The organism is Arthrobacter sp. NPDC080031, from assembly GCF_040702485.1.
GTDB lineage: Bacteria > Actinomycetota > Actinomycetes > Actinomycetales > Micrococcaceae > Arthrobacter.
Genome location: NZ_JBFBLA010000033.1, coordinates 30,730 through 57,069 on the forward strand (window position 1 = coordinate 30,730; position 26,340 = coordinate 57,069).

The following is a 26,340-nucleotide window of genomic DNA, read 5'->3' on the forward strand; positions in this document are numbered from 1 at the left end:
CCAATTGTCCCGATACCCAAATATAGACGCACTTGGCGCGCTGCCCCACAAATCGTTCCTCACGTAAAGAGCACCCTATGAGACTTTCGGGCACATCGCCCTCCGGCCGCGGCGGCATCCGGTCAATGCCAGCAGCGTGTGTGCCGTAGGTCATAACCGGGAGCTATCCCGTGATAGCGAATAGGTCTTTGTGCCCGAAGTTAGTCGGTGCGAGACTTCTATCACCAAAGAATTACGGACAGTTCCTCTGATTGAAGAATTTTAGCCAAACAATTTCAATCGAACAGGCAACTGAATTCTTCCGATATTTCAGCGTGTGCATGGAATATCCAAACCCCAATGCAGAACCACGGAAAGAGAACCACGTGAACCCGATAATTGATCTTGTAGCGGATCTTGGAGAGGGATTCGGTGCCTACACGATAGGCAGCGACACCGATCTTCTGGAGATCGTTTCAAGCGCCAATATCGCTTGCGGGTTCCACGCCGGCGATCCCGACATCATGGACGCCACCGTTGCTGAATGCGTTCGCCGCGGGGTAGGTATTGGAGCCCACCCGAGCTTCCCGGACCTGCGTGGTTTCGGCCGCCGGGACATGGGCCTGTCTGCCAACGAGGTGCGCTCGGATGTGCTGTACCAGCTGGGGGCCCTGAACGGCTTCGCAGCCTTCCACGGAACCAAGGTGACCCACATCGCGCCGCACGGCCGGCTGGGAAATCTCGTCGCCGTCCGAGCGGACTACGCTGAGGCCGTAGCCGAGGCCGCCGCCCGCGTGGACAACGAACTCATCGTGGTCGCGCAGGAGGGCGAGTTGGCCGAGGCGGCACGTTCCGCCGGCCTGGACGTAGCCATCGTCGGCATCGTCGATCGTGCCTACCAGGAAGACGGGACACTTGTCCCGCGCAGCCAGCCCGGTGCCGTACTGCACGACCCCTCGGCCATCGTCGAGCGAACCGTCCGCATGGTGTGCGAGGGCAAGATCCGCTCCGCCAACGGCACTGACATCGACATCGCCGCCGACACTGTCCTGCTTCATGGGGACAATCCAGGAGCCGTCGAACTCGCCCGGTTCATCCGCTCGGAGCTCATTTCGGCCGGCGTCCGTATCGTCCCCCTGACCGAAGTCATGGATGCCAAGAGGAAGGTGGCCTGACATGTCCGTTCTCACAACGGCTCCCACCGAGATCTACGAATCCGGAGACTCCGCACTGCGCGTCGTCGCCCTTGCTGAAGCAAGCGAGGACAACTGGCTCACGGTCCACCGTCTTGCTGACTGGCTGGAGAGCTGTGGCGCCGAAGGCCTTCATGGGGCGGTACCTACCTATGATTCCGTGCTGGTGGAATTCGACCCCGTCCTGGTGTCGGCCCGCCAGGTGCGCGCGTTCGTGACGCTGGGACTTCTCGAAATGGGCCGGTCCGCCGGCAATGCAGCAGCACCCCGTGAATTTGACGTCCCTGTGGTGTACGGCGGCGAATATGGTCCCGACCTGGAGAACGTAGCCCAATACCAGGGCATCTCCACCGAGGAAGTCATTCGCCTTCATACCGAAAAGACCTACACCGTTCGCTGCCTCGGTGCACCGGCCGGCTCGCCCATGATGGACGGCCCCGCGTTCCCCAAGCCCGTGCCGCGCCTCAAGGATCCCCGGCTCAGCGTCCCGGCAGGGGCGGTGGCAGTGGCGGGACGCCAAGCCGTCATCGCACCCGCAGTGGCACCCGGCGGCTGGTGCGTCATCGGCCAGACCCCTTTGACCGTCCTGAACATTCGTCGCGAACCGCTGGTCCCCTACAAGCCCGGAGACATTCTTCGGTTCCGGCGCATCGAGGCCGGAGATTTCGACTCATACCTCGGCAAGGAACTGGAAGCAAGGCCATGAGCGGGCACATCCTCATCCAGCAACCGGGTAACTCCGTGGTCACGGACCTTGGCCGTTTCCGCGGACCGCGCTTTGGACTTCCGGTCAACGGCGCCTTGGACCAGTACTCAGCGCGGGCCGCCAATATCCTGGCCGGCAATGCGGACAACGATCCGCTCGTGGAGATCACGGCCCTCGACTTCAGGATGAAAGCGCAGTCCGACATCCTGATTGCGGTCACAGGGGCTCCCCTGACACTCACCGTCGGTGGGCGTCCGTGCAGCCAGTGGGAACCGGTTTCGGCCCGTGCCGGCGAGACGGTGGCCATCCGGGGAATCAACCGGGGCCTCCGCGCCTACCTGGCCATCCATGGTTCGGTAGAGGCCCCTACGCTGCTGGGCAGTTGTGCTCCGGACACCGTGGTGGGCTTCGGCCTGCAGCTCAAGGAAGGAACCACGCTCGTGACCCGCCGCAGCGTGGGTCCTGTTCGCCAACCGTACTTCGACCTCCCGCTTTTCCGGCTTGGTCTTGAACGGCCGGACATGGGGCAGGAACTGATGGTCGATGTGACCGATGGTCCGGATGTCGCCGAGTTTGGCGGTTCCGCCGAATTGCTCTTCGCGTCGGAATACGCCGTGAGTGGCCGGAGCAACCACATCGGCTTGAGGCTTGGCGGTGAACTTCCGGAAAGAACCTCAAGCGGTGAAGTGCTTTCACGCGGGGTGCCGGTGGGCGCCGTCGAGGTTCCTTCCCGGGAAGAACTGCTGGTACTGCATCGGGGACGCGGCGTCACTGCCGGATATCCAGTCCTCGCTGTGGTCACCAGTAATGGCCTGGACGTCCTTGCCCAAGCCCGCCCGGGCGACAAGGTGCACTTCAGGAAAACAACGGTGGCGGAGGCAACTTCCGCCCACCGGCGCTCGCGGGCGCAGCTTGAAACCCTCCGCGAATCCGTCAACACAGTCTTCGGACTACTTGGCATTGGATGCCGACCCCAGTGGCAGGACCTCCCGGTTGCGGCATGCAGCTAAAAACCTGTCGTCAGAACCAATAGGCGTTGCTACGCTCAACATCAAGAAGGAAGCGTCATGACCGCTAACACCAACGCTGCACAAGTGCAGCATGAACGGCTCACAGGCCGTCAAACGCGCAAGGTTGTCACCGCAGGCTGCGTTGGCATCTTCGTGGAACTTTATGACAACGGCATCTTCGCGTTTATGGCCGGGACACTTGCCATGGTGTTCCTTGCCCCGGGAAACCCGGACAACGCCCTGTTGTTCGTATTCGCCGGCTACGCAGTCTCGTTCTTCGTCCGGCCCCTTGGCGCAGTTGTTTGCGGCTACTTGGGTGACCGGATCGGCAGGCAAAAGCTACTGGTCTTCGTCATTCTGCTGATCAGCGTCGCCACCGCGGGTATCGGGATCCTGCCGACGTACGCGGCCATCGGCATAGCGGCGCCCATATTGCTCGTCCTCCTGCGGCTCCTGCAGGGCTTCTCGGTTGGCGGCGAGGCCGCCGGCGCTATGACCTTCCTCGCTGAACACGCCCCCGAAGGCAAGCGCGGCATCATCACCTCCTACGCACAGATCGCTTCGTTCGCAGCACTGCTCACCGGTACCCTCGTTGCGTTCTCCATGTCCCCTTGGCTCACCCAGGCCGCGATCGACGGCGGTGGCTTCGGCTCCTTCGCGTGGCGCATTCCTTTCCTGGTCGCCATTCCCATGGGCGTCATCGGCTGGTACATCCGAAAGGCCATCGCGGACACCCCCAACTTCACCAAGCTCAAGGAAGAGGGCGGCCTTTCCAGGAACCCGCTCAAGGAAGCCTTCCAGTCCGCTGAGCACCGCCGTGCCATGGTTCTGGCCCTCTTCATCCCGCTCATGAACGGCTCCGGCTACTACGTCCTGTTCTCCTACATGCCTACGTTCCTCAAGGGCAAGCAGCTCAACTTCACCATCGGCGAGGCGCTGTTCATCACCGCCTGCAGCCTGGTTGTCATCTGCATCGCCATTCCTTTCATGGGTGCCCTGTCCGACCGTATCGGCCGCAAGAAGGTCATCGCCGGCTCCGCCATCGCCATGACCATCCTGGGCATCCCGTCCTACGCCCTCATCGCAACCGGAAACATGGGCCTGGCTATCCTCGGCGCCTCGATCATGGCCATCGTCTTCGCCGGCCACACGGCCGTCATTCACATCCTGATCGTTGAGCTGTTCCCCACCCGGGTTCGGTACTCCGCTTACGGCCTTGGCTACAACATCTCCTCCGCGCTCTTCGGCGGAACGGCTCCTTTGCTGATGACCTGGCTTATCAGCAGCACGGGCAACATCTACATGCCGGCCTTCTACGCAGTCGTCACGGCCCTCGGCACGCTTGCAGCCGTGAGCACGGTCAAGGACCGGGCCCACGAACCCCTGCGCGACGCTTAGGCGCCGCTGACCTCCGGCACAGTTCGTGCCTTCCCATTTCCACCCTTTGGAGAACCGATGTCTTTTTCCGACTACAACACCGCCCTCGTCACCGGAGCGTCAACCGGTATGGGCGCCGCGATCACGGAGCGCTTGGCCAAGAGGGGCCTGACCGTTCACGCCGTGGCCCGCAACGAGGAACGCCTCAGTGAACTGGCCGATCGTACGGGTGCTATCCCGCACGTAGTTGACCTGACCGACACAGCGGCGCTCACCGCCGTCGTGAGCGAACTGAAGGTCGACGTGCTGGTCAATTGCGCCGGAGTTTCCCGGCCCGGCAACCTCCTGGACTCGTCCGAGCAGGACATCGATGAGCTCATCGACGTGAACCTTCGCGGCCTGCTTCAGCTCACGCGCATGGTCCTGCCGGACATGGTTGAGCGCGACCTTGGCCACATCATCAACATCAGCTCGATCGCCGGCGTCTATAACTTCTACGGCCACACGGTGTACCACGCCACGAAGGCAGCCGTGCACCAGATCTCCCGCCAGCTCAGGAATGACACGGTCGGCAAGCGCATCCGCGTGACCGAAATCTGCCCGGGCCGGGTGGAGACCGAGATCTTCGGCCGGAACATGGGCGGTACGCCTGAAGCCATGGAAGAAGCGTGGAAGACCTACTACGAAGGCTACGAGTCGCTGACCACTGACGACATCGTCAACGCCCTCGACTACGCCATCGAAACCCCGCGCCACGTCAACGTGGGCATGCTGGAACTCATGCCGACGTTCCAGGTCCCCGGCGGTCTGACCTTCGACAGGCGCTGACCGCAAGCTGGCGGCCGCGAATTTCGCGGCCGCCAGCTCAGTCCTCGTGGAGCGCTTGCGTCAGGTGGTGCGTAGGGATGCGGTCACGGTCATAGGTGATTTCGGTGTAGCCGTGCGGTTCCGGCCGGCCGTCGTGCCCGAGGTTGACGAACACGATTTCCTCGATGGTCAGGATGCTGTCGCGGGTGATCATGTTGCGCACTTCCGCGCGCATGGTCAGTGACGTCCGGCCGAAGCGGACTGCGGTCAGGCCCATCTCCACTAGATCGCCCTGAACGGCCGAGCTGACAAAGTTGATTTCGGAGATGTACTTGGTGACGGCGCGGCCGTTTCCAAGTTGGAGGATTGCGTAGATTGCCGCTTCCTCGTCGATCCATTTCAGCAGGCTTCCACCGAACAGCGTGCCGTTGGCGTTGAGGTCCTCCGGACGTATCCACTTACGGGTCCGGAACGTGATGTCAGCCTTTTCCATAATGCGAGATTAGCCGAGGCCGGGCGCCCGCGTCTCCTGCGGCGTGCCATGCTTGGCGCGACTCCGTAACATGGTTAGGGTGCACCCGGTTCAGGGCACAACACGACATGCCGATTCGCGCACCATGCGGCACACCGGGAAAGCGCTGGAGGAACACCATGAAGATCGACAAAACCCATCGCAGTGCCGGGCTAAACACCCGGCCTTCCGACGTGGACCACTGACCATGCCACCGTTGAACGCCGTGTTGGGCGCCTGGTCAATGAACTGGCCTGCCCTGGTCATTCTTATTGCCGCAATCGTCCTGTATTCAAAGGGCCTGATTGCTGCCAAGCGTCGGGATATCCGCTGGCCTCTGTGGAACTCGTTTGCATTCTTCGTCCTTGGCCTGGGTAGTTTCGCGGCACTCAGCTTTGGATTCCCGGGAACGTACAGCCACGAGCTGCGGTGGGCGTTCACCCTCAAAGTGACGTCCTATCTGTTTGTGGTCCCGCTGTTGATTGGCCTGGGCAAGCCGTTAACCCTTGCAAGGCAGACCCTTGGCCCCGTGGGCGCTGCGAGGCTGGAAGCGGTACTCGGGCACGGGCTTGTCCGCATGCTCAGCAACACGCTCGTGGCGGCGCTTCTGGGACTCGCCATGTTCACAGTGTTCCTGACTCCGTTTTTCTACGTGCTCCGAACCAACCCCGCCGCCGACGTCATCCTGACGCTGCTGGTTCCCGCCATGGGACTCCTCATGAGCGTACCGATCATGGAAGACGGCGCAGGACGCACCTCATCGCTCATCGTCGTCGAGTTCATCTTTGTATTCATTGAGCTGCTCGCCGATGCGGTGCCCGGAGTCCTGATGCGGCTCAGTCCGGGAATTCTCGACGGCGCCGCCTCAGTCTTGGGCAATCAGCCGGCCTGGTTCCCCTCGCCGCTACGGGACCAGCAACTCGCGGGAGACCTGATGTGGTTCCTCGCGGAGATCGTGGATCTTCCCCTCATCATCCTGATGTTCGTCCGGTTCTCCCGGAGCGACAAGCACGAGGCCAAGAGCTTCGACGACCTGAGCGATGAAGAAATCGAGGCACTGAACCGGGCCCATCTGGGGCAGGGCGGACGCAGCCTGGACTGATCGGCGGGCGGGCAGCGCGGCTGGAGCGGAGGCCGACCTGTCCTTAGGCCATCGCAGTGTGCGAGGCGCTGTGCGAATCGATCGGCTTGGCGTAGCACTGCGAGTGGCTGACACCAATGTAAGGGCCGAAGTTGGGCACTGCGGCGAAACCGGCGCTTTCGTAGAAGCTGCGGCCGTCCGATTGGGCCGAACCCGCTTCCGCTGTGATCATGCTGAAACCGTGGGCATGCGCCTGCGCTTCCAACGCGGCAAGGATGGAGCTGGCCACTCCTGAGCCCCTCGCATACGGGACGACGTATAGACGCTTGATTTCGGCGGTTTCGGCATCCAGAATCCGTAGGCCTCCGCAACCCAGGGGCTGGCCGGAGCACTTTTCATAGGCGACGACGAAAACGGCCGTGTCCGCTTCCGACGGCGCGGGTCCGGGCTCGTGGTCTGAGTTGCCGAAACGTGCGTCCAGTTCCGCTTGTTGCGCCGCGCGGAGGTCTGCACCCACAGGGTTCGCCCAGGTGACCTGTCTGATGTTGAGCCGCGGATTGGTCTGCATCGGAACCTCTTTCGCCGGAGGGGGTTATGCCTATCAAGCCTAGGAAACGGGGGTTACCGCGGTGTTTCCTGCGCGTAAGCGTCCGGAGAAATACGGGTGCGTTGGGGTTGGCCCAAGCAGCCGTCATTCGATGGCGTCGCCGGTGGGATCTTCGGCCGTCCGGTCGGCCAAGGCGAGTCCGCCTACCGGGCTTTGGTCCCAGTGCAGCAGGTGCCAGCCGCCCTCCGGGTCGCCGTCGAGCACCACGATTCCGGTGTTCTGCAGCTGGTGGGCGGCGGCGAACTCGCGGCCGACGTCCGCGGCACGGCGACCTGCCCAGCAGCGGATCGCGGCACCGTGGCTGACCACGACGGCGGTTTGGTCGCCTGCCGCTGCCACCTTGGCAATGGCAGCGTCGTAGCGGGCGAAGAACTCGTGGCCATCACCCGCGCCCGGCATGCGCAGGTCGAGTTCACCGTCCGTCCATGCGAAAACGGTGCTCATGTACCGGTGGTGCGATTCGTGGTCGGTGAGCTTCTCCAGGGCCCCGGCTTCAATCTCCTGCAGGCCGTGCAACACGGTGGCCTCGAGCTCCAGGGCTTTTGCAAGCGGGGCGGCCGTCAGCTGGGTGCGAACCAGCGTGGACGCGTAGATGGCCGTGATGTCCTCGTTGGCAAGGGACTCCGGGAGCGCAGCGGCCTGACGTTCGCCGAGTTCAGTCAGTCCCGGACCGGGAAACGCCGTGTCCAATTGCCCCAAGACGTTTCCGGGGGTCTGCCCGTGGCGGATAAGCAAGAGCCTCATGCTGGCACAGTTCCTTACATCGATTCGGAAACGCCGGGTCCGCAGCGCTCGCTCTACTTCAGGTGGTCCACCAACTGGTCCGCGATACCGGTGTACTTGCCTGGAGTAAGTGCAAGGAGGCGTGCTTCGGCTTCGGAAGACAACCCCAGGCTCGAGACGAACTCCTGCATGCGGACGGCATCCACACGCTGACCGCGGGTGAGATCCTTGAGTCGCTCGTACGGGTTTTCCATTCCCTCGACGCCGGCGATGGCCTCGGCGCGCATGACCATCTGGATCGCCTCGCCCAGGACTTCCCAGTTGGTGTCGAGGTCGGCTGCCAGTACTTCCTCGGCAACGTCAAGGGCCTTCAGTCCCTTGGCAACATTCGAGATCGCAAGGAGCGAGTGCCCGAATGCGACGCCGATGTTGCGCTGCGAGGAAGAATCAGTGAGGTCTCGCTGCCAACGGGAGGTAACCAGCGTCGCGCCCAGAGTGTCCAGCAATCCGTTGGAAATCTCCAGGTTGGCTTCGGCGTTTTCGAAGCGGATCGGGTTGACCTTGTGCGGCATGGTTGAGGAGCCGGTGGCGCCGGCAACCGGGATCTGCCGGAAGTAGCCAATCGAGATGTAGCTCCAGATGTCCGTGCAGACGTTGTGCAGAATGCGGTTGAAGCGGGCGACGTCGGCATAGAGCTCGGCCTGCCAGTCGTGGCTCTCGATCTGCGTGGTCAACGGGTTCCATGTCAGTCCCAGGCCTTCAACAAAGGACTGGGCCACGGCCTCCCAATCGGCGCCGGGAACGGAAGCGACATGTGCGGCATAAGTGCCGGTAGCGCCATTGATCTTGCCCAGGTACTGGGTCTTGGAAACGCGGTCCAGCTGGCGGCTCAGGCGGTGCGCGATGACTGCCAGTTCCTTGCCAAGAGTGGTGGGAGTGGCCGGTTGGCCGTGTGTGCGGGAAAGCATCGGGACGGCGCGGTTCTCCTCGGCCATCGCTTCGATCTGCTTTACCAAGGCGCTGGCAGCGGGGAGCCAGACATTTTCCACGGCACCCTTGACGCCCAAGGCGTAGGAAAGATTATTGATGTCTTCCGATGTGCAGCCGAAGTGCACCATCGCGGTCAGGTTCTCGATACCGATCGCGGGGAGGCGGCGGCCGATGTAGTACTCAACGGCCTTGACGTCGTGGACCGTGACGGCTTCGATTTCAGCGAGTTCCGCGATCGAAGCGGAGTCGAACTCGGTGACGATGGCCCGCAGCTTCTCCTGCTGTTCGGTGCTCAGGGGCCCGGCGCCGGGAAGTACGTTGTTGCTGGTCAGGTGGATGAGCCACTCGACCTCGACGGCCACGCGGTCGCGGTTGAGAGCGGCCTCGGACAAATAGTCGACCAAGGGAGCGACGGCGGAGTGGTACCGGCCGTCCAGCGGGCCCAGAGCGATCGGCTCAGGCGACGCGGCGAGAGCCAGGCGTCCAGAGGGCGTACGGGTAACAGCGGCGGCGACGGTTTCAGGCATGGGGCAATTCTTTCATGAACTCGGCTCGCGCCATCAAGCCGGACTTCACTATGTGCATAACATCGCGGCCTCCTCTTCCTCAGCGTGTTTCCGGCAGGTTATCCACATAGCCGGTCGCGGCGGTTCCGCACCACCGGACCACAACGTAGCGTCGCTGCCACAACATCAATGGACATGGAGGAGGACAACGTTTTGAGCGGCATTCTTATGGCGGCCGGAGGAACCGATCTGGATTCGCAGCAGTGTATCTCGCGAGACGGGGAGATCCAGAAGCTCGGATGGCGGATGAGCGTCTGCGCGGACCAAGCCGACGCCGTTCTTGCCAAGCTGGCGCAGTTGCAACTTGAGCAATGGGAGTCGCCGGCCGGCCGTGCGTACCGGACAATGCTGGCTTTGCAGGCCGCCTCCCTTCGAAGGGGACGTGATGGCTTGCGCGAGGCCGCTGCGGCGACGCTCCGCCATGCCCGGAATGTGGGATCGAAACCACAGTCCGGCTTCTGATGGCCGAGGTCGCTCCCATCGGTGCGGGCGGAACTCCCCACCCTCGAACACCCGGGCCGGATGGCACTTTGCGGATACGCGGCGGAGTGGGTGGAATCCGCTTCCAATTCGAAGAGCTGCTTGCTGGCGCTGCCGCGCTTGACGGACTCGTGCGCCAACTGGAGGCCATCGAAGTCGAAGCTGAAGCGGTGAGGGTGGCTCTCTTCCCGCACCAGGCCTCGGCCTACACCAGTGGAAGCAACGCCATCATTGCCGTCGGCGAGAGCGGCAGGGACATTGGGCGCGTCCGCGATCAGCTTCAGCGGATTGGCAACGATGTCAGGGCAAGCCACCGTGAATACGAGTTTGCCGAATCACATGCGGCGATCAGGCTGCGGATGGGCATGGGAATGCCAGTCCTCATGACTGGTCCGAATCCCTTGGACCTTGGCCCGAGGGGCGCCACAGAAGGAGCCGTCCGGGATCTGACCCGGATATTGACGCTGATGATGGGCCTGCCCCCGGCAGCCGCGAACCTTTCCGGGGCGATCGTCGGCCCTACTGATGTGGGCGCCGTCCTGAGAGCGATCGTGGCGGTCCCCGCATTCGCCTTCCTCAGGCCGCGTCCTGTTTCGGTCAGCAGGGGAGAGCCCGCCACCAAGAGTGTGGACCTGTCGGCAGCCGGAATGCTCCGGGAACTGGATCACGTCGGCACCACTTCAAATGGCGAAATCGAAGTGCTGCAGGTAGATAAGGGCGGAGCGCGGGCGTGGGTGGTCTTGATCCCGGGCACGCAGACGGGCAATCCGCCCGGAGGCAGCAATCCACTGGACGAAGCCGGGATTGCCGAAGCGCTGGGTTACAACTCGACCGAAACCCGCAAGGCCATCCGTCAGGCGTTGCTCGAGGCAGGCGCCGCGGCCGGCGAAACGGTGGTGGCAGTCGGCCACAGCCAAGGGGGAATCCATGCCATGAACTTGAGCAAGGACAAAGCGTTCCTCGCCGAGTATGACCTCAAGTTCGTAGTGACAGCTGGATCGCCCGTCGGCGGGATCACCCCGGAAGCCGGCATCGGCAGCCTTCACTTGGAGCACGAACAGGATTGGGTTCCCGGCGCGGAAGGCAAAGCGAATCCGGACACCAGGGACAGAGTTACGGTGACCATGACCAATCCGGTGATCCTGGAACCCGGCGAAGACCAAGGCATTGGGCCGGCTCACAAGCTCTCACGCTACGAGGAAGGGGCAAGGCTGGTGCAGCTCAGCTCGGATCCTTCACTGGTCGCTTCCACAGCGACTCTGGGCGGAATACTGGGCGGTGCTGGAGTGGTCAAAGCGACCCGGTTCAAGCTCAGCCGGGAAACACCGCAGGCCCCGCGGGGAGGACGACGAGGAAAGCCGGGCAACATGCTGGGCTAAGGCTATTTACCGCCTGCCGCCTGGAATCCAGCTGGCGACCATGGAGATCAGGCTGACGATGATCGCCGCAAGAACAGCGGTCCAGAAGAAACGGTCGATGGTGAGGTGTATCGGAGTGTAGCTACTGAGCCACGCTGTCAAGGACAACATGGCCGCGTTGATGACGATCGTGAACAGGCCGAGGGTGAGGATCGTGATCGGAAGGGAGAGCAGCTTGACCAGAGGCCGCACGAAGGCATTGACGATGCCGAAAATGAGCCCTATGAAGAGATAGGCAAGAACCACGCCCAAAGTGTCGCTGCCTTGGGTGACCCCCGCATTGCTCACTGCGTTGGTCGTCGCTGAAGTGGAGATATCCATCCCCGGCAGAATCCAGCTGGCAACCCAGAGGGCCAGCCCGTTGATCAGGACACGCACGATGAATGAACCCATACGCCCATGCTTTCACATGCGCCGGTTCCACATACGCCCATGCTTTCACATGCACCACTTTTCCAGGCACTGACCAGAAGGCTTGCCAGCATGGCCCGAAGCCCTGCAAGTAGGCTGGTGCCATGAATTCTTCTGACAACACACCGGAGGGCGTGCGTCCCCGCCCGGTTGTGGACAGGCTCCCCAAATATGCGGCGGGCAAGCCTCCCGCAGCGATAGAGGGCCTGACCAGTTACAAACTGTCGTCCAATGAAAACCCGCTACCCCCGATTCCCGCTGTGCTCCAGGCAATCGCTGATCAGTCGGACATCAACCGGTACCCGGACCCTTTGTCCACCAAACTGCGCACGGCGCTCGCTGGCTTCCTGGGAATCCCCGCTGACGACGTCGTCACCGGAGCCGGAAGCCTCGGGGCCCTGAACCAGATCCTTGCCACCTTCGCCGGACAGAACCACGACGGGAAGGCTGATGAGGTTATCTATGCCTGGCGCTCCTTCGAGGCCTACCCGATCTGCGTAGGGCTGGCCGGAGCTGACAGCGTCCAGATCCCGTTGCTTCCGGACGGGCGCCACGATCTCGAAGCCATGGCGGCTGCCGTGACCGTCCGCACCAAGGTGATTCTGCTTTGCACGCCGAACAACCCTACGGGTCCCATCCTCACCGCCGAGGAAACCGAACGGTTCATCCAGTCAGTCCCGGCGGGCGTCGTCGTTGTTATCGATGAGGCCTACCAGGAGTTCGTCAGGAACGAGAACGCCGTTGACGGTATCAAGTTGTACCGCAAGTACCCGAATGTGGTGGTCCTCCGCACCTTTTCCAAAGCTCACGGCCTTGCGGGGCTGCGCGTCGGATACAGCGTTTCCGGTCCGGACCTCACCCAGCACCTGAGGGTCGCTGCCACGCCGTTTGCCGTTTCGCAGATTGCCGAACGCGCCGCCATTACTTCGTTGGAGAATTTCGACCAAGTTGTGGAAAGGGTACAAAGCCTAGTTGACGAGCGGGATCGGGTTACCGCAGGGCTCCGGGAACTGGGATGGTTCGTGCCCGAGGCTCAAGGCAACTTCGTGTGGCTGAATTTCGGGGAGAATAGTGCCGAATTTGCCGGACTAGCAGGCGAGCGGGCCCTGTCCGTGCGGGCCTTCGGCAACGAAGGCGTCCGGGTCAGCATCGGAGAGGTCGAGGCCAACACCCGATTCCTGGAACTCTGTGCGTCCTATACAAAAGCGCCGCAGCCTTCCTAGCGGTTAACAAATGCCCCTGTGTCCCCTACTGCGGATAAAGTAAGGGACGAAAGCCAAGATATGCCGATTCCGGAATGCATTCCGGAATCGGCATATATCAGCGAATATTGCTCAGCATCGGACTGCGGCAGGCAAGGAGACGGAATGGGCGCAACTCAACTGCCCACCCCCGGGATCAACGGAACAGGACTGGGTCAGCAGTCTCCGGCGGGAGGCGCTTCAAGCGATCCCGCTGCCGAGATGATCCAGCTGCTGGGGCCGGACGGCAAGCTAGGGACAGATCCCGTCTTCTCGGACTACGCCAAGCGCCTTGATCCTGAGCAGCTCCGGGGCTTTTACTCCGACATGGCCAAGGTCCGCCGCTTCGACCAGGAGGCCACGGCCCTTCAGCGCCAAGGCGAGTTGGCTCTTTGGGTTCCCCTCACCGGCCAGGAGGCCGCCCAGATCGGTTCCGGACGCGCCACTCAACGGCAGGATTACATCTTCCCCACATACCGGGAGCACGGCGTTGCCTTGACCCGTGATGTGGATCTGGCGGAACTCCTGAAGCTCTTCCGCGGAATTTCCAACGGTGGCTGGGATCCCACCGAGAACAACTTCCACCTCTATACCCTCGTGCTTGCGGCCCAGACACTGCATTCAGTTGGTTACGCCATGGGAATCCAGCGGGACCAGAAGCTTGCGGACGCCAACGGTTCCAACGACCCGAAGGCTGCTGTTGTGGCCTACTTCGGCGACGGTGCCAGCTCCGAAGGCGACGTCCACGAATCCATGGTCTTCGCGGCGTCCTACAACGCTCCCGTGGTGTTCTTCTGCCAGAACAACCACTGGGCCATCTCGGTCCCCACCGAGGTCCAAACCAAGGTTCCCCTGTTCAACCGGGCCAAGGGATACGGCTTCCCGGGCATCCGGGTGGACGGCAACGACGTCATCGCAGTCCATGCGGTCACCGAGTGGGCGCTTGAACACGCACGCGAAGGCCGCGGCCCGGTGCTCATTGAGGCATATACGTATCGCGTCGGTGCCCACACCACGGCGGACGATCCCACCAAGTACCGCGAGTCCGCCGAAGAAAAGGCATGGCGCGGCAAGGATCCCTTGGATCGCCTCGAGAAGTACCTTCGTAGCGAAGGCCTGGCCGATGAAGCTTTCTTTGAGCAAGTCAAGGTTGAAGGCGACAAACTCGCTGCCCATGTCCGCAGCACCACGCAAAGCCTGCAGGGCCCGGACTTCCGCGAGTCATTCGCGGGGGTCTATGCCGAACCGCACCCGCTGGTGGCCGAGGAACTTGCTTGGTTTGAGGAATACTCCGCTGGATTCGAAGGCGACGAGGAAGAGGGGACAGGCAACTGATGACCACCATGACCATTGCCAAGGCCATCAACGAAGGCCTGCGTGCCTCGCTCACCAACAGTCCGAAGTCCTTGCTCATGGGAGAAGACATCGGGCCGCTGGGCGGCGTCTATCGCGTGACCGATGGACTGATCAGGGAGTTCGGTGCAGACCGGGTAGTCGATACCCCGCTGGCGGAGTCCGGCATCGTCGGCACCGCCATAGGCCTGGCCTTGCGCGGCTACCGTCCGATCTGCGAAATCCAGTTCGATGGTTTTGTGTTCCCCGGCTTCAACCAGATCACCACGCAACTGGCCAAGATGCACTCGCGCAGTGGCGGCAAGCTGACGGTTCCCGTGGTCATCCGCATTCCCTATGGCGGCGGCATCGGCTCGATCGAACATCACTCCGAATCGCCGGAAGCGCTGTTCGCCCACACGGCCGGCCTGCGCATCATCACCCCGTCCAATGCCCACGATGCCTACTGGATGATCCAGCAGGCTGTTGACTGCACGGACCCGGTCATCTTCTTCGAGCCCAAGCGCCGCTATTGGCTCAAGGGCGAGGTGGACACCGAAAACCCAGGACCGGCGTCGGACCCGTTCCAGGCGCACGTCCTGCGCGAAGGCTCCGACGCGACCATCGTGGCCTACGGGCCGCTGGTACCGGTCGCCCTGGCCGCCGCGGCGGCGGCGGAAGAGGACGGGCGCAGCATAGAGGTGATCGACCTTCGCTCGATTTCCCCCATCGACTTCGACACCGTCACCGCCTCCGTCAAGAAGACCGGGCGCTTGATTGTCGCGCACGAGGCCCCGACATTCGGGGGGATAGGCGGCGAGATCGCTGCGCGGATCAGCGAGCGTGCCTTCCTGCACCTTGAGGCTCCGGTGATCCGCGTGGGCGGTTTCCACATGCCGTATCCCGTGGCGAAGGTCGAAGAGGACTACTTGCCGGACATCGACAAGATCCTCGAAGCCCTGGACCGTTCCCTGGCCTACTAGCCGCCCCTGATTGCACCCGCCGCCCAGCGGACGGGCCAGCCGAGATCGAGGACCTAAGTGACTGTTAAGAAATTCAACCTGCCGGATGTCGGCGAAGGCCTGACCGAGGCGGAAATCGTCTCCTGGAAGGTCAAGCCCGGCGATACCGTGGCTATCAACGACGTCATCTGCGAGATCGAGACCGCGAAGTCCCTCGTGGAATTGCCGTCTCCCTATGCCGGTACCGTGGCGGAATTGCTCGTCGCCGAAGGCATCACGGTTGAAGTAGGAACCGCGATTATCGGCATTTCGGACAGCGCGTCGGAAGAACAAACGGCCACCCCAGCGCCGGCTTCGCCCACGGCCACGGCCGTGCCGCCGCCCTCCGCTGAGCCTGCCGCTGAACAGCTCGAAGAGACCCTGATGTACGGCAAATTGCCCGACGACGCCGGAACGTCCGACGGCGGTCCGGCCGGCGGTCCGCTGGTCGGCTCAGGTCCAAAGGCCGACGCCGTCAAGCGCCGCCCGCGCAAGCGCACGGAAGGCACCCCCGCTGCATCCGTGGCCGCGCCGCGCACGGCACCCGCCGTCGTCGAGCCCGTCGTCGAGCCTGCTGCTCCGACCCTGCCCCCCGTCGCCGAACAGCAGCCCGCGCCCATAAGCCAGGGAGCCGCAAACCAAGGACCTGCAGGCCAGGCGCCGGCTCTCACCGGCCTTGGCGCAACGGTCAGCGGCCTCGTCAACCGGGTGTTGGCCAAGCCTCCGGTGCGCAAGATCGCCCGTGAACTTGGGATTGACCTGGCCGACGTCGTTCCCACGGGAGCCCGCGGCGAAGTGACCCGCGAGGACTTGGTCAGCTACCAGTCCCAGCGTGACGCCGAGGTGGACCAGGCGGACAAGTTCTGGGGTGCGACCAAGAAACCGCAGGATCAGCGGGTGGAACGGATCCCCGTCAAGGGCGTCCGCAAGGCCACCGCGAAGGCCATGGTGGAATCAGCATTCACGGCCCCGCATGTGAGCATTTTCGTGGATGTCGACGCCAGCCGCACGATGGAGTTCGTCAAGCGGCTCAAGGCCTCCAGGGACTTTGAGGGCATCAAGGTATCGCCGCTGCTGATCCTCTCGAAGGCCGTTATCTGGGCGGCCGCCCGCAATCCGAGCGTTAACGCGACCTGGGTAGAGAACGCAGACGGCAACGGCAACGCGGAGATCCACGTCAAGCACTACATGAACCTCGGTATTGCCGCAGCAACCCCGCGCGGGCTCATGGTGCCGAATATCAAGGATGCCCAGGACCTTTCCCTCAAGGAACTGGCCCTCGCGCTCAACGAGCTGGCCAGCACGGCACGCGCGGGCAAGACCCAGCCCGCGCAGATGCAGGGCGGCTCGTTGACCATCACGAACATTGGCGCCCTCGGAATCGATACCGGAACGCCCATCATCAACCCGGGCGAGGTGGCGATCGTCGCGTTCGGCACTATCAAGCAAAAGCCCTGGGTGCTGGACGGCGAGGTCATCCCCCGCTGGATCACCACGCTCGGCGGTTCGTTCGATCACAGGGTGGTGGACGGGGACCTCTCTGCCCGCTTCATGGCCGACGTCGCGTCCATCCTCGAAGAGCCCGCTCTGCTGCTTGACTAAGCAGGGCGGGGTTGCAGGACTTTGGGGGGTCCTGCACGGTTGGCTGAATTAGTAGGACGTGTAACTGAGCGCAAGGTCGCGCAGTTGCTGGTCGCTCATGCTGCCGATCATGCCAAATGACAGCACCATGGCCAGGGCTCCGACGGCGAGCATCGCGGAAGCAACCACGAGCAACAGTTTCCAGTCGGAACGAAGGATGCTGCGGAACGTCTCCGGCATCTGGAGCAACGGAGAGATCATGTTCGGAGCGCTGTCGACCGAGCCGTCGTCAAGTAGCGCCACGATGCGGTCATTTGCCCGGTCGAAGCGCATGGAGCTGATGTGGTTGCCGTGGCGGGCAAGCAGGATATCGTGTCCGACGCGTTGGCGCGGCTGCAGAGTAAGCAAAAGGGATCCCCTACGGGTTGTTGTGATGGGCGGCTCGCGCCCTTGGGGGCCACCTCAATTTTACCGGCGGCATCCTAGCCGCACGGCCAAAATCGGGGTGAGACCGCCCACCACAACGCGTGATCCCCGTCAAAGCCCCCGGTGCCGGGGAGTCTTTTAAGGTTCGTCCGTCTTGGCGATGTAGACGTCGCACGGCGCATTGTGTGCCACCGTGTTGGCAACGCTGCCGAGAACCCTGGCCAGTCCCTGCATACGGCGGTTGCCGACCACGATCACTTGGGCACCCACACGCTCGGCTTCCTTGACCAAGGCCTCACCGGCTTTGCCGAAGACAGCTCCATAGCTTGTGGTCAACTGATCGGAGGCGAGTTCCGCGGCCACCTTGCCGGCCACCTTCTCCGCGGCGTCGGCGTCGGAGAGAATCCACTTGTCGCCCCCGCTTTCGACGACCTCCACGTGGGCGCCTTCAAAAGCGGTGATGACGCGCAATTCCGCGCCCAGTGCCGTCGCCAAATTCTTTGCCGAATCGGCGGCCCGCCTTGCTGTTGCGCTGCCGTCGACTCCGACGAGGACTATTCCGCTCATATCCCTGCTCCTTTGCTGATGACATCAATGGCTTCTTGCAAAACCGGCGCCAATCGGCGGACGCCTTCGGCGATGGACTCCGGTGGCACTGCGCTGAAAGCCAACCTCAGTTTGTTGGATGGTTCGTCAGAGTGCGTGAACGCCGCGCCGGGGATGAACACGACCCCTGCATCGATCGCCTTCTTGAGCAGCGGATAGGTGTCGATGCCGTCGGGCAGGGTGACCCAGACGAAGAAACCTCCCTCGGGCCTGGTCCAGCTGAGCCCGGAAGGCATGTGCTCTTCCAACGCCACCAGCAGGGCGTTGCAGCGTTCCTCGTACAGGGCCCGGTAAGTGTCAATCTGCCCACGCCAGTCGTAGTCCCGAAGATATGCCGAGATGATCATCTGGTTCAGGGTGGGAGGGCAGAGCGTCACGGCTTCAGAGGCCAGGTAGAAGCGCCGCTGCAAGTGCTCGGGTACCAGTGCCCATCCGATCCGCAGTCCTGGGGCGAAGATCTTGGAGAACGAGCCCATGTAGATGACATCGTGCTCGTTTGCAGCCCGCATGGGTTCCAACGGGTGGCCGTCGAAGCGCAAAAGGCCGTAGGGGTTGTCCTCGAGAACCAGGATATTCGCATTGCGGCATATATCGACGATCCGCTGACGCCTCCTCGGAGCAAGTGTGATGCCGGAGGGGTTGTTGAAGTTGGGGATCGTGTAGAGGAACTTGATGGTCTTGCCCTCGGCCTGAAGCGCCGCGATCTTGGCTTCGAGGAGTTCCGGGACCAAGCCGTCGTCGTCCATGTCCACTGTCTCAACCTGGACTTGGTACGCCTCGAAGGTGTTCAGTGCGCCCACATATGTGGGGTTTTCCACGAGGACGACGTCGCCAGGGTTGCAGAAGACCTTCGTGGCGACGTCCTGGGCCGACTGGGAACCCGCGGTGATTACCACGTTCTCCGGCCGGGCGTCCAGGATGCCCTCCGCGGCCATGATCTCGCAAATCTGGGTGCGCAGTTCCTCGGTGCCTTGGCCGCCGCCATACTGCAGGGCCGTCATGCCTTCTTCCGCGATGATCCGGGCCGCGGTTTGGCCGAGCTTCTCGAGGGGCAGGGACTGCAGATAGGGATTTCCGCCGGCGAGGGAGACGAGTCCGGGCCGCATTGAAATGTCGAAGACGTCACGCACGGCGGATTGCTTGATGTTGGCGGCGCGCTCCGAGAAAAGTTCCTCGTGGCGGTGGGCGGCAGTTGCTGCTCGCTCTATTGCGTCGATTGCTTCCGCGGGCAACTCGGGCCCGGCATCCAATGTTTCGTGGGTCACATTGAAAGGATACTCCCCGGAGTTGCCAATTGAGCAACGGATGTTTCATCCCAATTTAGGGATTCGCGGTGCGAAGCGCTTTACGTGCTGACGCAGGGAGGCTGGAATAGAGCCATGACGATGCATCCCGAACTCGAATCCAAGGCCCTCCGTTTCCACGAGCTCCATGCCGCGCCGCATGCACCGTTGGTGCTGGTGAATGCGTGGGATGCGGCATCTGCCCGGATGGTCGAGGAAGCGGGAGCGACGGCGGTGGCGACCTCCAGCTCGGCAGTCTCCTGGAGCCTGGGGTACCGGGACGGGGACCACCTTCCACGGCAACTCGCGATGGAAGCACTGTCGCGGATTGCGCGGGCCACGCGCTTGCCGGTGACTGCGGATATCGAGACCGGGTACGGGCGTACGGACGAAGAACTCCAGGCCACGGTTCGAGCGGTGCTGGACGCCGGCGCCGTCGGGATCAACATCGAGGACTCAGCGGACCAGCCGCTGAGCGAGATCGCCGAACAGTCCAGGCGAATCGCCCTGATCAGGCAGACGGCCGAGGACGCGGGCGTCGGACTGTTCATCAATGCGCGTACTGACACTTATTGGTCAGGAAAGTTTCCGGACGCCGCATTCGAGGAAACCCTGCGCCGTGCGGATGCCTATCAGCGGGCCGGGGCCGACGGAATATTCGTGCCGGGGGTGACGGATCTCCATATTCTGCACGAACTTTCCCGGCGGATAAGCGCACCGCTCAATGCTCTGGCCGGCTTGGGTTCGCCGTCGCCCGGAGAATTGCACGACGTCGGCGTGCGGCGAATCAGTATTGGCGGCAGCACTGCCCGGGCGGCCTACGCGAAGGTCTCCAGGCTGGCAATGGAAGTTCTTGGCGATGGAAACTGGTCCGGCCTCGCCGGAACCCGGAGCTACGCAGATATGGACGCGCTATTCGAGTAGCCGGCGGCCTCAGCGCAAGCTCAAGACGTCCGCCAGGATGTTCCCGTCGATGTAGATCGCGGCCTGGGATGCTCCGGTTGCCGCCACAGCGGTCTGCGCCAGCTGGGTTTCGATCCGCGGGTGGTCGCACACGCCTCCAGGGCGAAGGGACCCGCTCAGATTCACGACGGCGGTGGTGCCGTCCAGGTAGCCCGAAACGTACCGCAGCGCAGAACCAGAGAGCGCGTTGTACAAACCTTCCCGGGACGCGGTTCCATCGGGCGCCAGCAGCTGCGCCATTGCCGCCGCCAGCGGATCGCTGCCCGGAGGGGTGCTGATGTGGACAGCCACGAGGCTGTCGTCACAGCCGAACCGCACACCGCGGCTGCCGCCGTCGCCGATTGCCACGAAATACACGGTGGTTCCGGTCGATTCGCCGGCGGTCGGGAGGGGCAAGGGAGCCGGGGCGGCTACGGGTGCCTTCGGGCTCGCCGAGGTTGGGGGCGATGCCGCGGGCGGGGGGTTGATGTACGGGGGAGGTGCCGGGAGGGGCACGGGAATCGGCCCGGCTACCGGCTCCTGCGTCGGCTGCACGGAGTCGGGTGAAGCTGGTGGTGCCGAGCGTGACCCGCCCGGATCGCCGCCGCCGGGTGAGGCGCAGCCAGCCACGCAGAGCGCGAGGGATAGACATAGCGCGGCGATCGCCGCCGTCGTGCATTCCACGCCGCGTCCGATCCGCATGACAGCCCCCGCTCCTGCCCTGACCACCCTTGGTGCCTGTATCTCAACGTTACGGCTGGCCGCACGGGTGTGGGCCGTTCCGTCCATGACGGTTCGGCCTCAGCTCAGTCACGGAATGGTAGCGGTGCGGTGCCGACGCCGACAAAGAATGCCCCCGCCCACGCTTCAACGGCGGGACAGGGGCATTCTCGCGGCACGCGGAGCGAACCGACGGGAACTAGGCTGCTGCTTCTTCTTCCTGGACAGCGGTCAGGGGCTCAAAGATGGCCTTGATCTGCTCAACGACTTCGGTGTCGTCCTTGGGGTGCAGTTCGGCGAAGCGGATCATGGAGCCCGGAACGGCGAGCTTGACGTTGTCGAGGACCTTGGCGCCGGCGATGCCGGCGGCCTTGCGGGCCTCGTCCTGTGCCCACACGCCACCGAACTGGCCAAAAGCGGTGCCGACGACGGCGGTCGGCTTGCCCGCGAGGGCGCCGGCGCCGTAGGGGCGGGACAGCCAGTCGATGGCGTTCTTGAGGGAAGCGGTCAGGGTGCCGTTGTGTTCGGGCGTGACAAACAGGAGCGTGTCAGCTTTGGCTGCTGCGGCACGCAAAGCCGCGGCTTCGGCCGGAACCTTGCCTTCGACGTCGATGTCTTCGTTGTAGAACGGGATGTTGCCGAGGGAGCCGTGGATCTGCACTTCGACGTTTTCCGGGGCGTTCAGCTGGATGGCTTCGGCGAGCTTGCGGTTGTGGGAATCGGCGCGGAGGCTGCCAACAAGGGCGAGAACGGTGTTCTTGGACATGGGAACTCCTTGGGTCTGGCCGCGGACGGTGCCGCAGGCGCTCGGTTTTGGAGGCTTTTGCTGCCTTCGTAGATTCTAAACGGACTGCGGTCCGCTTAATATTCCCGAGGCTAGAATGTTTTTGTGAGCCTCATCCCCATTCGGCCCGGATCGTCTTTCGGGACGCAGCCGGAGCGCAGCGACGCCGCGCGCAACCGCGAACGGCTCCTTCAAGCTGCGCGGGATCTCGTTGCCGAACATGGCGTGGACGCCGTCACCATGGACATGCTCGCGTGCAGGGCCGACGTCGGGAAAGGAACGGTCTTCCGACGTTTCGGCAGCAGGGCAGGACTCATGATGACCCTCCTGAGCGACGCCGAAGCCGAGTTCCAGCGCGAGTTCATCTTCGGTCCGCCGCCGCTGGGTCCCGGCGCGCCCGCATGTGAACGCCTCATTGCGTTCGGCGAAGCGCGCATCAAATATGTCGAAGAATACGGCGAGCTGGCCCGTGCCGCGGCGGAGCATTCCCCCCAGAACCGGCACGACGCCCCTCCGGTCGTGTTGTGGCACCGGCACATCGAGATGCTGCTGCGGGAAGCGGGCCTGGACCGCGATCCTTGGCTTTTGGCTCTTTCCCTCGGCGCCACCCTGGATCCCGAGCGCATACTCCATTCCCTTCGCGCTCACGGAGTCCCGTCGGAGCGCCTCGCGGCGTCGTGGCGCGAGCTCGTTACGCGGCTGTTGCGAGAGTGCTGACAAAACCTTCGCCGGGCTGCCTTGGCCCGGTAGCGTAGCGGCATGACCCTCTCACCGATCCGTACCGCCGTCGTCGGCTTTGGCCTCTCCGGCAGCGTCTTTCACGCGCCGTTCATCGCAGCTAATCCCGCGTATTCCCTCGACGTCATCGCTACTTCGGATGCCGGCCGTAAGGCCAAAGCGCAGGAACGGTATCCCGGCACGAGGATCGTGGACAGTCCGGAAGACGTTTTGGCCCTGGCCGGTGAGCTGGACCTCGTGGTGCTCGGCACGCCTCCCGCGACCCATCACCCACTCGCGAAGGCCGCGCTCGAAGCTGGGCTCGACGTCGTCGTGGACAAGCCCTTCGCCGTGAGCAGCGCGCAGGGGCAGGAGCTGATCGAACTGGCGGCGAGGCTGGGCCGCGTGCTCACCGTCTACCAAAACCGCCGCTGGGACGGCGACGCCCTCACGGTGAAGAAGCTGCTCGACGCCGGGACGCTGGGCGAGGTCATGCGCTGCGAGGCGTCGATGGAGCGTTGGGCGCCGGAAATCAGCAAGGCGTGGAAGGCAAGCGCCACGGCCGACGACGGCGGTGGGCTGCTCTTCGACCTGGGAACCCACCTGCTGGACTTGGCGCTCCAGATGTTCGGTCCCGCCGAGGTCACCCACGCTGAAATCCTCGCGCGACGGCCGCAGGAAAAAGCCGATGACGACGTCTTCCTGGTCCTGAAGCACGCTTCCGGTGTGATCAGCCACGTCGCCATGAACGTCAACAGCCAGCTTCACGCACCACGATTCCGCATCCTCGGCAGCAAAGGGGGCTTCGTGAAGTACGGAATCGATCCCCAGGAGCCGTTCATCCTGGCAGGCGGGCTACCCACAGATGCCGGCTACGGCGTCGATGATCCGCAGCACTACGGCACCCTGGAAATCGATGGCGTGCGGACCCCGGTACCCACTGAGCGCGGCGCCTACCAGGAGTTCTACCGCATCCTTGGGGAGAAGATCGCCGACGGCGGGGCCGCCTCCGCCTTGCCGCTCCCCGTGTCTCCGGCCGGGCCGGTGGAGGTACTCAAGCTGATTGAGCAGGCCAGGGCGCTGGCCTGACCGGCGCGAACTGGCATCAAATGACCCCAAAACGCTTGGGAAAGGTCATCTACTGCCAGTTCGCCTGAAAGTTTTTTGGATCGGGCGTAACCTCGCCGGGACCCCCAACGATGTAAGGGGAGTGTGGACAACGTCCGCACTGATCATCCGGTAGCGACAGAGCCGCTGCCGGAGCAGTCCCAAAACGTTTGTCGGAGGGTTTCATGTCCTTGTTCACTGTCCTTGCCACCAGCAAAATCGCCGCAGGCGTCCTCGCCGCCGGAGCTGTCGCGGTTGGCGGAACCGGCGTAGCAGCCTTCAACGGAGCACTTCCGAGCGGCCTGCAGCAGAGCGCCCACGAACTGGTCGGCGCCCCGGCTCCGGTCGCGACCAAAGCGGCCGAGTCCGCACTGTCCAAGACGGCTGACGCGTCCCAGATGGCAACGTCCAAGGCCACTGACGCCGTCGCCGACGCAAAGTCCAAGGCCACTGACGCCGTGGCCGACGCAAAGTCCAAGGCCGCCGCAGCAGCCGCTTCCGCCAAGGCCACCTCGCCTGAGGCGTTCGGCCTCTGCACCGCTCTCCTCAACGGCGGCCTGAAGGGCGACGCCAAGGTGCCCGGCTACTCCTCACTGGTTGTTGCCGCTGGCGGCGAGGCCAACGTCAACGCACACTGCGCAACTGTAGTGACCGAAGGCAAGGCTGCCGGCTTGAAGGCTGACGGATCCGCTTCCGCCAAGGCAGACGCCGACGGAAACGCTGCAGTGCCTGCCGTACCGGCTGTTCCCGCAGTGCCGTCCGCACCGGCCGTCCCCGCTGTGCCTGCCGTGCCGGCTGTCCCGTCCCACGTGCCGACCGCACCTGTGCAGGTGCCGTCCGATTCAGTCAGCCCGTAACACTGCGGCTACGCTTGAACGGCGGGGCTCCTTGGCTACATGACAAGGAGCCCCGCGACGCAACAGACTGCAGCAGTGGTCATTTCCCAGGCCATGGACGATGACCGCGCTGCGTGGGATGGAGGGGTCGCGGGTGCTGGACCCTTTGGCTGATGAATGTTTGCAGGCGGACGAGGACGATCCCGCACTGCTCTTCACTGCTGCCTACAACGAGTTTTCCGGACCGGTGTTTGGATACCTTCGCGCCCGCGGCGTAGACGATCCGGAAGCAGTTACCCAGGACGTGTTCCTGGCTCTCTATCCCAAACTGGATACCCTCCGAGGAGGTCTTCAGGGGGCTAAGACCCTGCTCTTCTCCATAGCGCACGCGCGAATGGTGGATCACTATCGCAAGCGGGAACGCACCCCTGATTCCGCACCCTACGAATCCGATCTGGATTCGCGGCGCACGCCTTCGGCCGAGGACCAGGCATTCGGGCATGGGCAAGGACTGGGCGTAACCGAGCTACTGGCCGACCTCAACCCCGATTACCGGGAGGTCCTGGCACTACGGGTTGTGGCGGACCTGTCGTTGGAAGAAACAGCGGCCATCATGGGCAAGTCCCAAGGAGCCGTGAAGCAGTTGCAGCGCAGGGCATTGAGTGCACTGAGAGAACGTGCACTACTAAGGAATGGCACATCATGAGCGAAAAATCCGCATCTTTCGGCGAGCAAGGCATTGACCGCCTGCTTGCTGAAGCCGGGCTCGACGAAGCGTACGAGATCCGCACCGAGTTGCTGGAACTGCGCGCCCTTGCGAGCAGCCGGCCGCAGCCATCGGCGGCTGTGCAAGCCTTGATGGCACCTGCCCGCGTCGCGACCGCGCCGGTTGAAGCCATTGCGCCGGTTGAGGCTGTTGCCGCTGTGGAGACTGTTGAGGCGGCTTCCGGCGCCGCGGCTGCACCTGTTGACGAACTGGCCGCCCGTCGCCGTAAGAAGGGCCGTTTGACCTTCGCCGCTGTTGCCGTTGCGGCTTCCCTTGCCGCCGGAGCTACCGCAGCGGCAGCGTCCGACGGCGGCATTCCCGGAACGATTGAACACCTGGGCGCCGTGGTGGGTTCGGTCGTCTCGCAGCTCAGCGCTGGATCGGGCGGCAAGGCTCCGCAACAACAGGGGACACGTCCGGAGCCTGGTCCCATGCCTACCAAGGGAACAAGCATTCCGGCATCGCCTACTCCGGAGTCCTCCAGCCCCGATGCCCAAAACAGCAGCACGCATCCATCGCCGCATCCCACTCCCGGCACTACGGCGCCCGGGTCCGAGCCGGATCCGCGTAACGGATTGCATGACATCACCAAGGGCCGCCCGGGAGGTGTCACGATCCCGACGCCGGCGGTCCCAACGCCCACGCTCCCGTTGCCCCAGCCCGTTCCGTCCGAGATCCTCCCGGGCAACCCGGTCAAGCCGTAGCCGGGCGCGTGCGCGCCTGGGCGCCGGAGCCGCTCAGGTGGCGGCGTGTAGTTCGGTGACGTGGGCGTACTTCAGTGTCTTGGCGTGGTGTCGCAGTTTGCGTCGGTGGCGCCTGGAATGCGGTGGGTCTGTGCCTTGTAGCCCGGTTCCCGGCAGCGGCGGGGCTGTTGAGCGGTAGGTATGGCCGGTGGGGGTGCGGATGTCGAGGACGTGCCGTGTCCCGGGGCTTGTTTGTGCCGTGCCGGTTCGTGCTGTCCAGGTTCGTGCTGTCCAGCCGGGGAGTTCTTTGGTGTGGTTGCAGGCTTCGCACAGGCCTGCCCCGTTGGCCAGGCTGGTGGGTCCGCCGTCCCGCCAGGGGATGATGTGGTCGAAGTGCCGGATGGGTGCGTCGCAGTAGGGGGTGCGGCAGGTCTCGTCCCGGGCCTGGATGAAGCG

General features: G+C 63.6%; 29 protein-coding genes. 18 read left to right on the top strand and 11 right to left on the bottom strand.

Features of this window, described 5'->3' with window-relative positions; genetic code table 11:
* The first annotated feature begins 365 nt into the window (after positions 1-365).
* Genes AB0323_RS21245 through AB0323_RS21265 form a run of 5 tightly spaced genes read left to right on the top strand, consistent with a single transcriptional unit; the run spans position 366 to position 5,093 of the window.
* Positions 366-1,154 carry a 5-oxoprolinase subunit PxpA gene (locus AB0323_RS21245; protein WP_366179104.1) on the top strand — a complete coding sequence of 263 codons (789 nt, stop codon included), beginning with the start codon at positions 366-368 and terminating at the stop codon, positions 1,152-1,154.
* 1 nt (position 1,155) lies between these two features.
* Positions 1,156-1,878, top strand: a complete 723-nt coding sequence (locus AB0323_RS21250; protein WP_366179105.1) for a carboxyltransferase domain-containing protein — start codon at positions 1,156-1,158, stop codon at positions 1,876-1,878.
* The gene (locus AB0323_RS21255) at positions 1,875-2,888 is read left to right on the top strand and encodes an allophanate hydrolase (protein WP_366179106.1); all 1,014 of its coding nucleotides are present in this window, start codon (positions 1,875-1,877) and stop codon (positions 2,886-2,888) included. Before AB0323_RS21250 ends, AB0323_RS21255 begins: the two co-directional genes overlap by 4 nt.
* Positions 2,889-2,945: 57 nt before the next feature.
* Positions 2,946-4,286, top strand: coding sequence for an MFS transporter (locus AB0323_RS21260; protein ID WP_366179107.1), 1,341 nt, complete (start codon positions 2,946-2,948; stop codon positions 4,284-4,286).
* A 57-nt stretch (positions 4,287-4,343) separates the two neighbouring features.
* A complete protein-coding gene (locus AB0323_RS21265) occupies positions 4,344-5,093 on the top strand; it encodes an SDR family oxidoreductase (protein WP_366179108.1) in 750 nt (249 codons plus the stop codon).
* 37 nt (positions 5,094-5,130) lie between these two features.
* Here the strand turns inward: AB0323_RS21265 and AB0323_RS21270 are convergent, their stop codons facing one another.
* Entirely contained in the window at positions 5,131-5,565 is a 435-nt protein-coding gene (locus AB0323_RS21270) for a hotdog domain-containing protein (protein WP_084784486.1), read from the bottom strand.
* A gap of 226 nt (positions 5,566-5,791) precedes the next feature.
* Between AB0323_RS21270 and AB0323_RS21275 the strand changes: the two genes are divergently transcribed.
* Positions 5,792-6,685, top strand: coding sequence for a cytochrome c oxidase assembly protein (locus tag AB0323_RS21275; protein ID WP_366179109.1), 894 nt, complete (start codon positions 5,792-5,794; stop codon positions 6,683-6,685).
* A 43-nt stretch (positions 6,686-6,728) separates the two neighbouring features.
* On the opposite strand, the gene AB0323_RS21280 is transcribed toward AB0323_RS21275, so the two are convergent.
* The 3 genes from AB0323_RS21280 to purB form a co-directional block, all read right to left on the bottom strand.
* Positions 6,729-7,232 (bottom strand): GNAT family N-acetyltransferase, encoded by a 504-nt coding sequence (locus tag AB0323_RS21280; RefSeq protein WP_234751783.1) that lies wholly within the window; start codon positions 7,230-7,232, stop codon positions 6,729-6,731.
* A gap of 123 nt (positions 7,233-7,355) precedes the next feature.
* Complete coding sequence (locus AB0323_RS21285) at positions 7,356-8,015, bottom strand: histidine phosphatase family protein (protein ID WP_366179110.1); 660 nt, start codon at positions 8,013-8,015, stop codon at positions 7,356-7,358.
* Positions 8,016-8,068: 53 nt separating this feature from the next.
* The gene (purB, locus tag AB0323_RS21290) at positions 8,069-9,511 is read right to left on the bottom strand and encodes an adenylosuccinate lyase (protein WP_366179111.1); all 1,443 of its coding nucleotides are present in this window, start codon (positions 9,509-9,511) and stop codon (positions 8,069-8,071) included.
* Positions 9,512-9,703: 192 nt separating this feature from the next.
* Between purB and AB0323_RS21295 the strand changes: the two genes are divergently transcribed.
* Together AB0323_RS21295 and AB0323_RS21300 are read left to right on the top strand one after the other, a co-directional pair.
* The gene (locus AB0323_RS21295) at positions 9,704-10,012 is read left to right on the top strand and encodes a hypothetical protein (protein WP_366179112.1); all 309 of its coding nucleotides are present in this window, start codon (positions 9,704-9,706) and stop codon (positions 10,010-10,012) included.
* On the top strand, positions 10,012-11,409 hold the full coding sequence (locus tag AB0323_RS21300; RefSeq protein ID WP_366179113.1) for a hypothetical protein: 1,398 nt from the start codon (positions 10,012-10,014) through the stop codon (positions 11,407-11,409). The genes AB0323_RS21295 and AB0323_RS21300 overlap by 1 nt, the downstream gene beginning before the upstream one ends.
* 6 nt (positions 11,410-11,415) lie before the next feature.
* On the opposite strand, the gene AB0323_RS21305 is transcribed toward AB0323_RS21300, so the two are convergent.
* Complete coding sequence (locus AB0323_RS21305) at positions 11,416-11,841, bottom strand: phage holin family protein (RefSeq protein ID WP_366179114.1); 426 nt, start codon at positions 11,839-11,841, stop codon at positions 11,416-11,418.
* Positions 11,842-11,963: 122 nt separating this feature from the next.
* Here AB0323_RS21305 and AB0323_RS21310 point away from each other — a divergent pair, with 122 nt between their 5' ends.
* The 4 genes from AB0323_RS21310 to AB0323_RS21325 all read left to right on the top strand — a co-directional run bounded on the left by AB0323_RS21310 (position 11,964) and on the right by AB0323_RS21325 (position 17,035).
* On the top strand, positions 11,964-13,082 hold the full coding sequence (locus AB0323_RS21310; RefSeq protein ID WP_366179115.1) for a histidinol-phosphate transaminase: 1,119 nt from the start codon (positions 11,964-11,966) through the stop codon (positions 13,080-13,082).
* 144 nt (positions 13,083-13,226) lie between these two features.
* The gene (pdhA, locus tag AB0323_RS21315) at positions 13,227-14,435 is read left to right on the top strand and encodes a pyruvate dehydrogenase (acetyl-transferring) E1 component subunit alpha (RefSeq protein ID WP_366179116.1); all 1,209 of its coding nucleotides are present in this window, start codon (positions 13,227-13,229) and stop codon (positions 14,433-14,435) included.
* Complete coding sequence (locus AB0323_RS21320; protein ID WP_366179117.1) at positions 14,435-15,415, top strand: alpha-ketoacid dehydrogenase subunit beta; 981 nt, start codon at positions 14,435-14,437, stop codon at positions 15,413-15,415. The genes pdhA and AB0323_RS21320 overlap by 1 nt, the downstream gene beginning before the upstream one ends.
* Positions 15,416-15,472: 57 nt before the next feature.
* Positions 15,473-17,035, top strand: a complete 1,563-nt coding sequence (locus AB0323_RS21325) for a 2-oxo acid dehydrogenase subunit E2 (protein WP_366179118.1) — start codon at positions 15,473-15,475, stop codon at positions 17,033-17,035.
* Positions 17,036-17,083: 48 nt separating this feature from the next.
* Here AB0323_RS21325 and AB0323_RS21330 read toward each other — a convergent pair whose 3' ends face one another.
* The 3 genes from AB0323_RS21330 to AB0323_RS21340 all read right to left on the bottom strand — a co-directional run bounded on the left by AB0323_RS21330 (position 17,084) and on the right by AB0323_RS21340 (position 19,311).
* Positions 17,084-17,422, bottom strand: a complete 339-nt coding sequence (locus AB0323_RS21330; RefSeq protein WP_113990649.1) for a hypothetical protein — start codon at positions 17,420-17,422, stop codon at positions 17,084-17,086.
* Between the two features lie 156 nt (positions 17,423-17,578).
* Positions 17,579-18,007, bottom strand: coding sequence for a universal stress protein (locus AB0323_RS21335; RefSeq protein WP_364536631.1), 429 nt, complete (start codon positions 18,005-18,007; stop codon positions 17,579-17,581).
* A complete protein-coding gene (locus AB0323_RS21340) occupies positions 18,004-19,311 on the bottom strand; it encodes a PLP-dependent aminotransferase family protein (RefSeq protein ID WP_364536628.1) in 1,308 nt (435 codons plus the stop codon). Before AB0323_RS21340 ends, AB0323_RS21335 begins: the two co-directional genes overlap by 4 nt.
* Positions 19,312-19,425: 114 nt before the next feature.
* Here AB0323_RS21340 and AB0323_RS21345 point away from each other — a divergent pair, with 114 nt between their 5' ends.
* The gene (locus tag AB0323_RS21345; RefSeq protein WP_366179119.1) at positions 19,426-20,253 is read left to right on the top strand and encodes an isocitrate lyase/phosphoenolpyruvate mutase family protein; all 828 of its coding nucleotides are present in this window, start codon (positions 19,426-19,428) and stop codon (positions 20,251-20,253) included.
* Between the two features lie 9 nt (positions 20,254-20,262).
* Here the strand turns inward: AB0323_RS21345 and AB0323_RS21350 are convergent, their stop codons facing one another.
* A complete protein-coding gene (locus AB0323_RS21350; protein WP_366179120.1) occupies positions 20,263-20,973 on the bottom strand; it encodes a GerMN domain-containing protein in 711 nt (236 codons plus the stop codon).
* 217 nt (positions 20,974-21,190) lie between these two features.
* Positions 21,191-21,757 carry an NAD(P)H-dependent oxidoreductase gene (locus AB0323_RS21355; protein ID WP_366179121.1) on the bottom strand — a complete coding sequence of 189 codons (567 nt, stop codon included), beginning with the start codon at positions 21,755-21,757 and terminating at the stop codon, positions 21,191-21,193.
* Positions 21,758-21,880: 123 nt separating this feature from the next.
* Here AB0323_RS21355 and AB0323_RS21360 point away from each other — a divergent pair, with 123 nt between their 5' ends.
* The 5 genes from AB0323_RS21360 (at position 21,881) to AB0323_RS21380 (ending at position 25,905) form a co-directional block, all read left to right on the top strand.
* Positions 21,881-22,492 (top strand): helix-turn-helix domain-containing protein, encoded by a 612-nt coding sequence (locus AB0323_RS21360; protein WP_366179122.1) that lies wholly within the window; start codon positions 21,881-21,883, stop codon positions 22,490-22,492.
* A gap of 42 nt (positions 22,493-22,534) precedes the next feature.
* Positions 22,535-23,581, top strand: coding sequence for a Gfo/Idh/MocA family oxidoreductase (locus tag AB0323_RS21365; RefSeq protein ID WP_366179123.1), 1,047 nt, complete (start codon positions 22,535-22,537; stop codon positions 23,579-23,581).
* A 203-nt stretch (positions 23,582-23,784) separates the two neighbouring features.
* On the top strand, positions 23,785-24,456 hold the full coding sequence (locus tag AB0323_RS21370; RefSeq protein ID WP_366179124.1) for a hypothetical protein: 672 nt from the start codon (positions 23,785-23,787) through the stop codon (positions 24,454-24,456).
* Between the two features lie 133 nt (positions 24,457-24,589).
* Entirely contained in the window at positions 24,590-25,141 is a 552-nt protein-coding gene (locus tag AB0323_RS21375) for a sigma-70 family RNA polymerase sigma factor (protein WP_366179128.1), read from the top strand.
* Positions 25,138-25,905, top strand: coding sequence for a hypothetical protein (locus tag AB0323_RS21380; protein WP_366179125.1), 768 nt, complete (start codon positions 25,138-25,140; stop codon positions 25,903-25,905). The genes AB0323_RS21375 and AB0323_RS21380 overlap by 4 nt, the downstream gene beginning before the upstream one ends.
* Before the next feature lie 33 nt (positions 25,906-25,938).
* Here the strand turns inward: AB0323_RS21380 and AB0323_RS21385 are convergent.
* Positions 25,939-26,340 (bottom strand): HNH endonuclease signature motif containing protein (locus AB0323_RS21385; protein ID WP_366179126.1); only part of this gene is annotated, 402 nt, incomplete at its 5' end.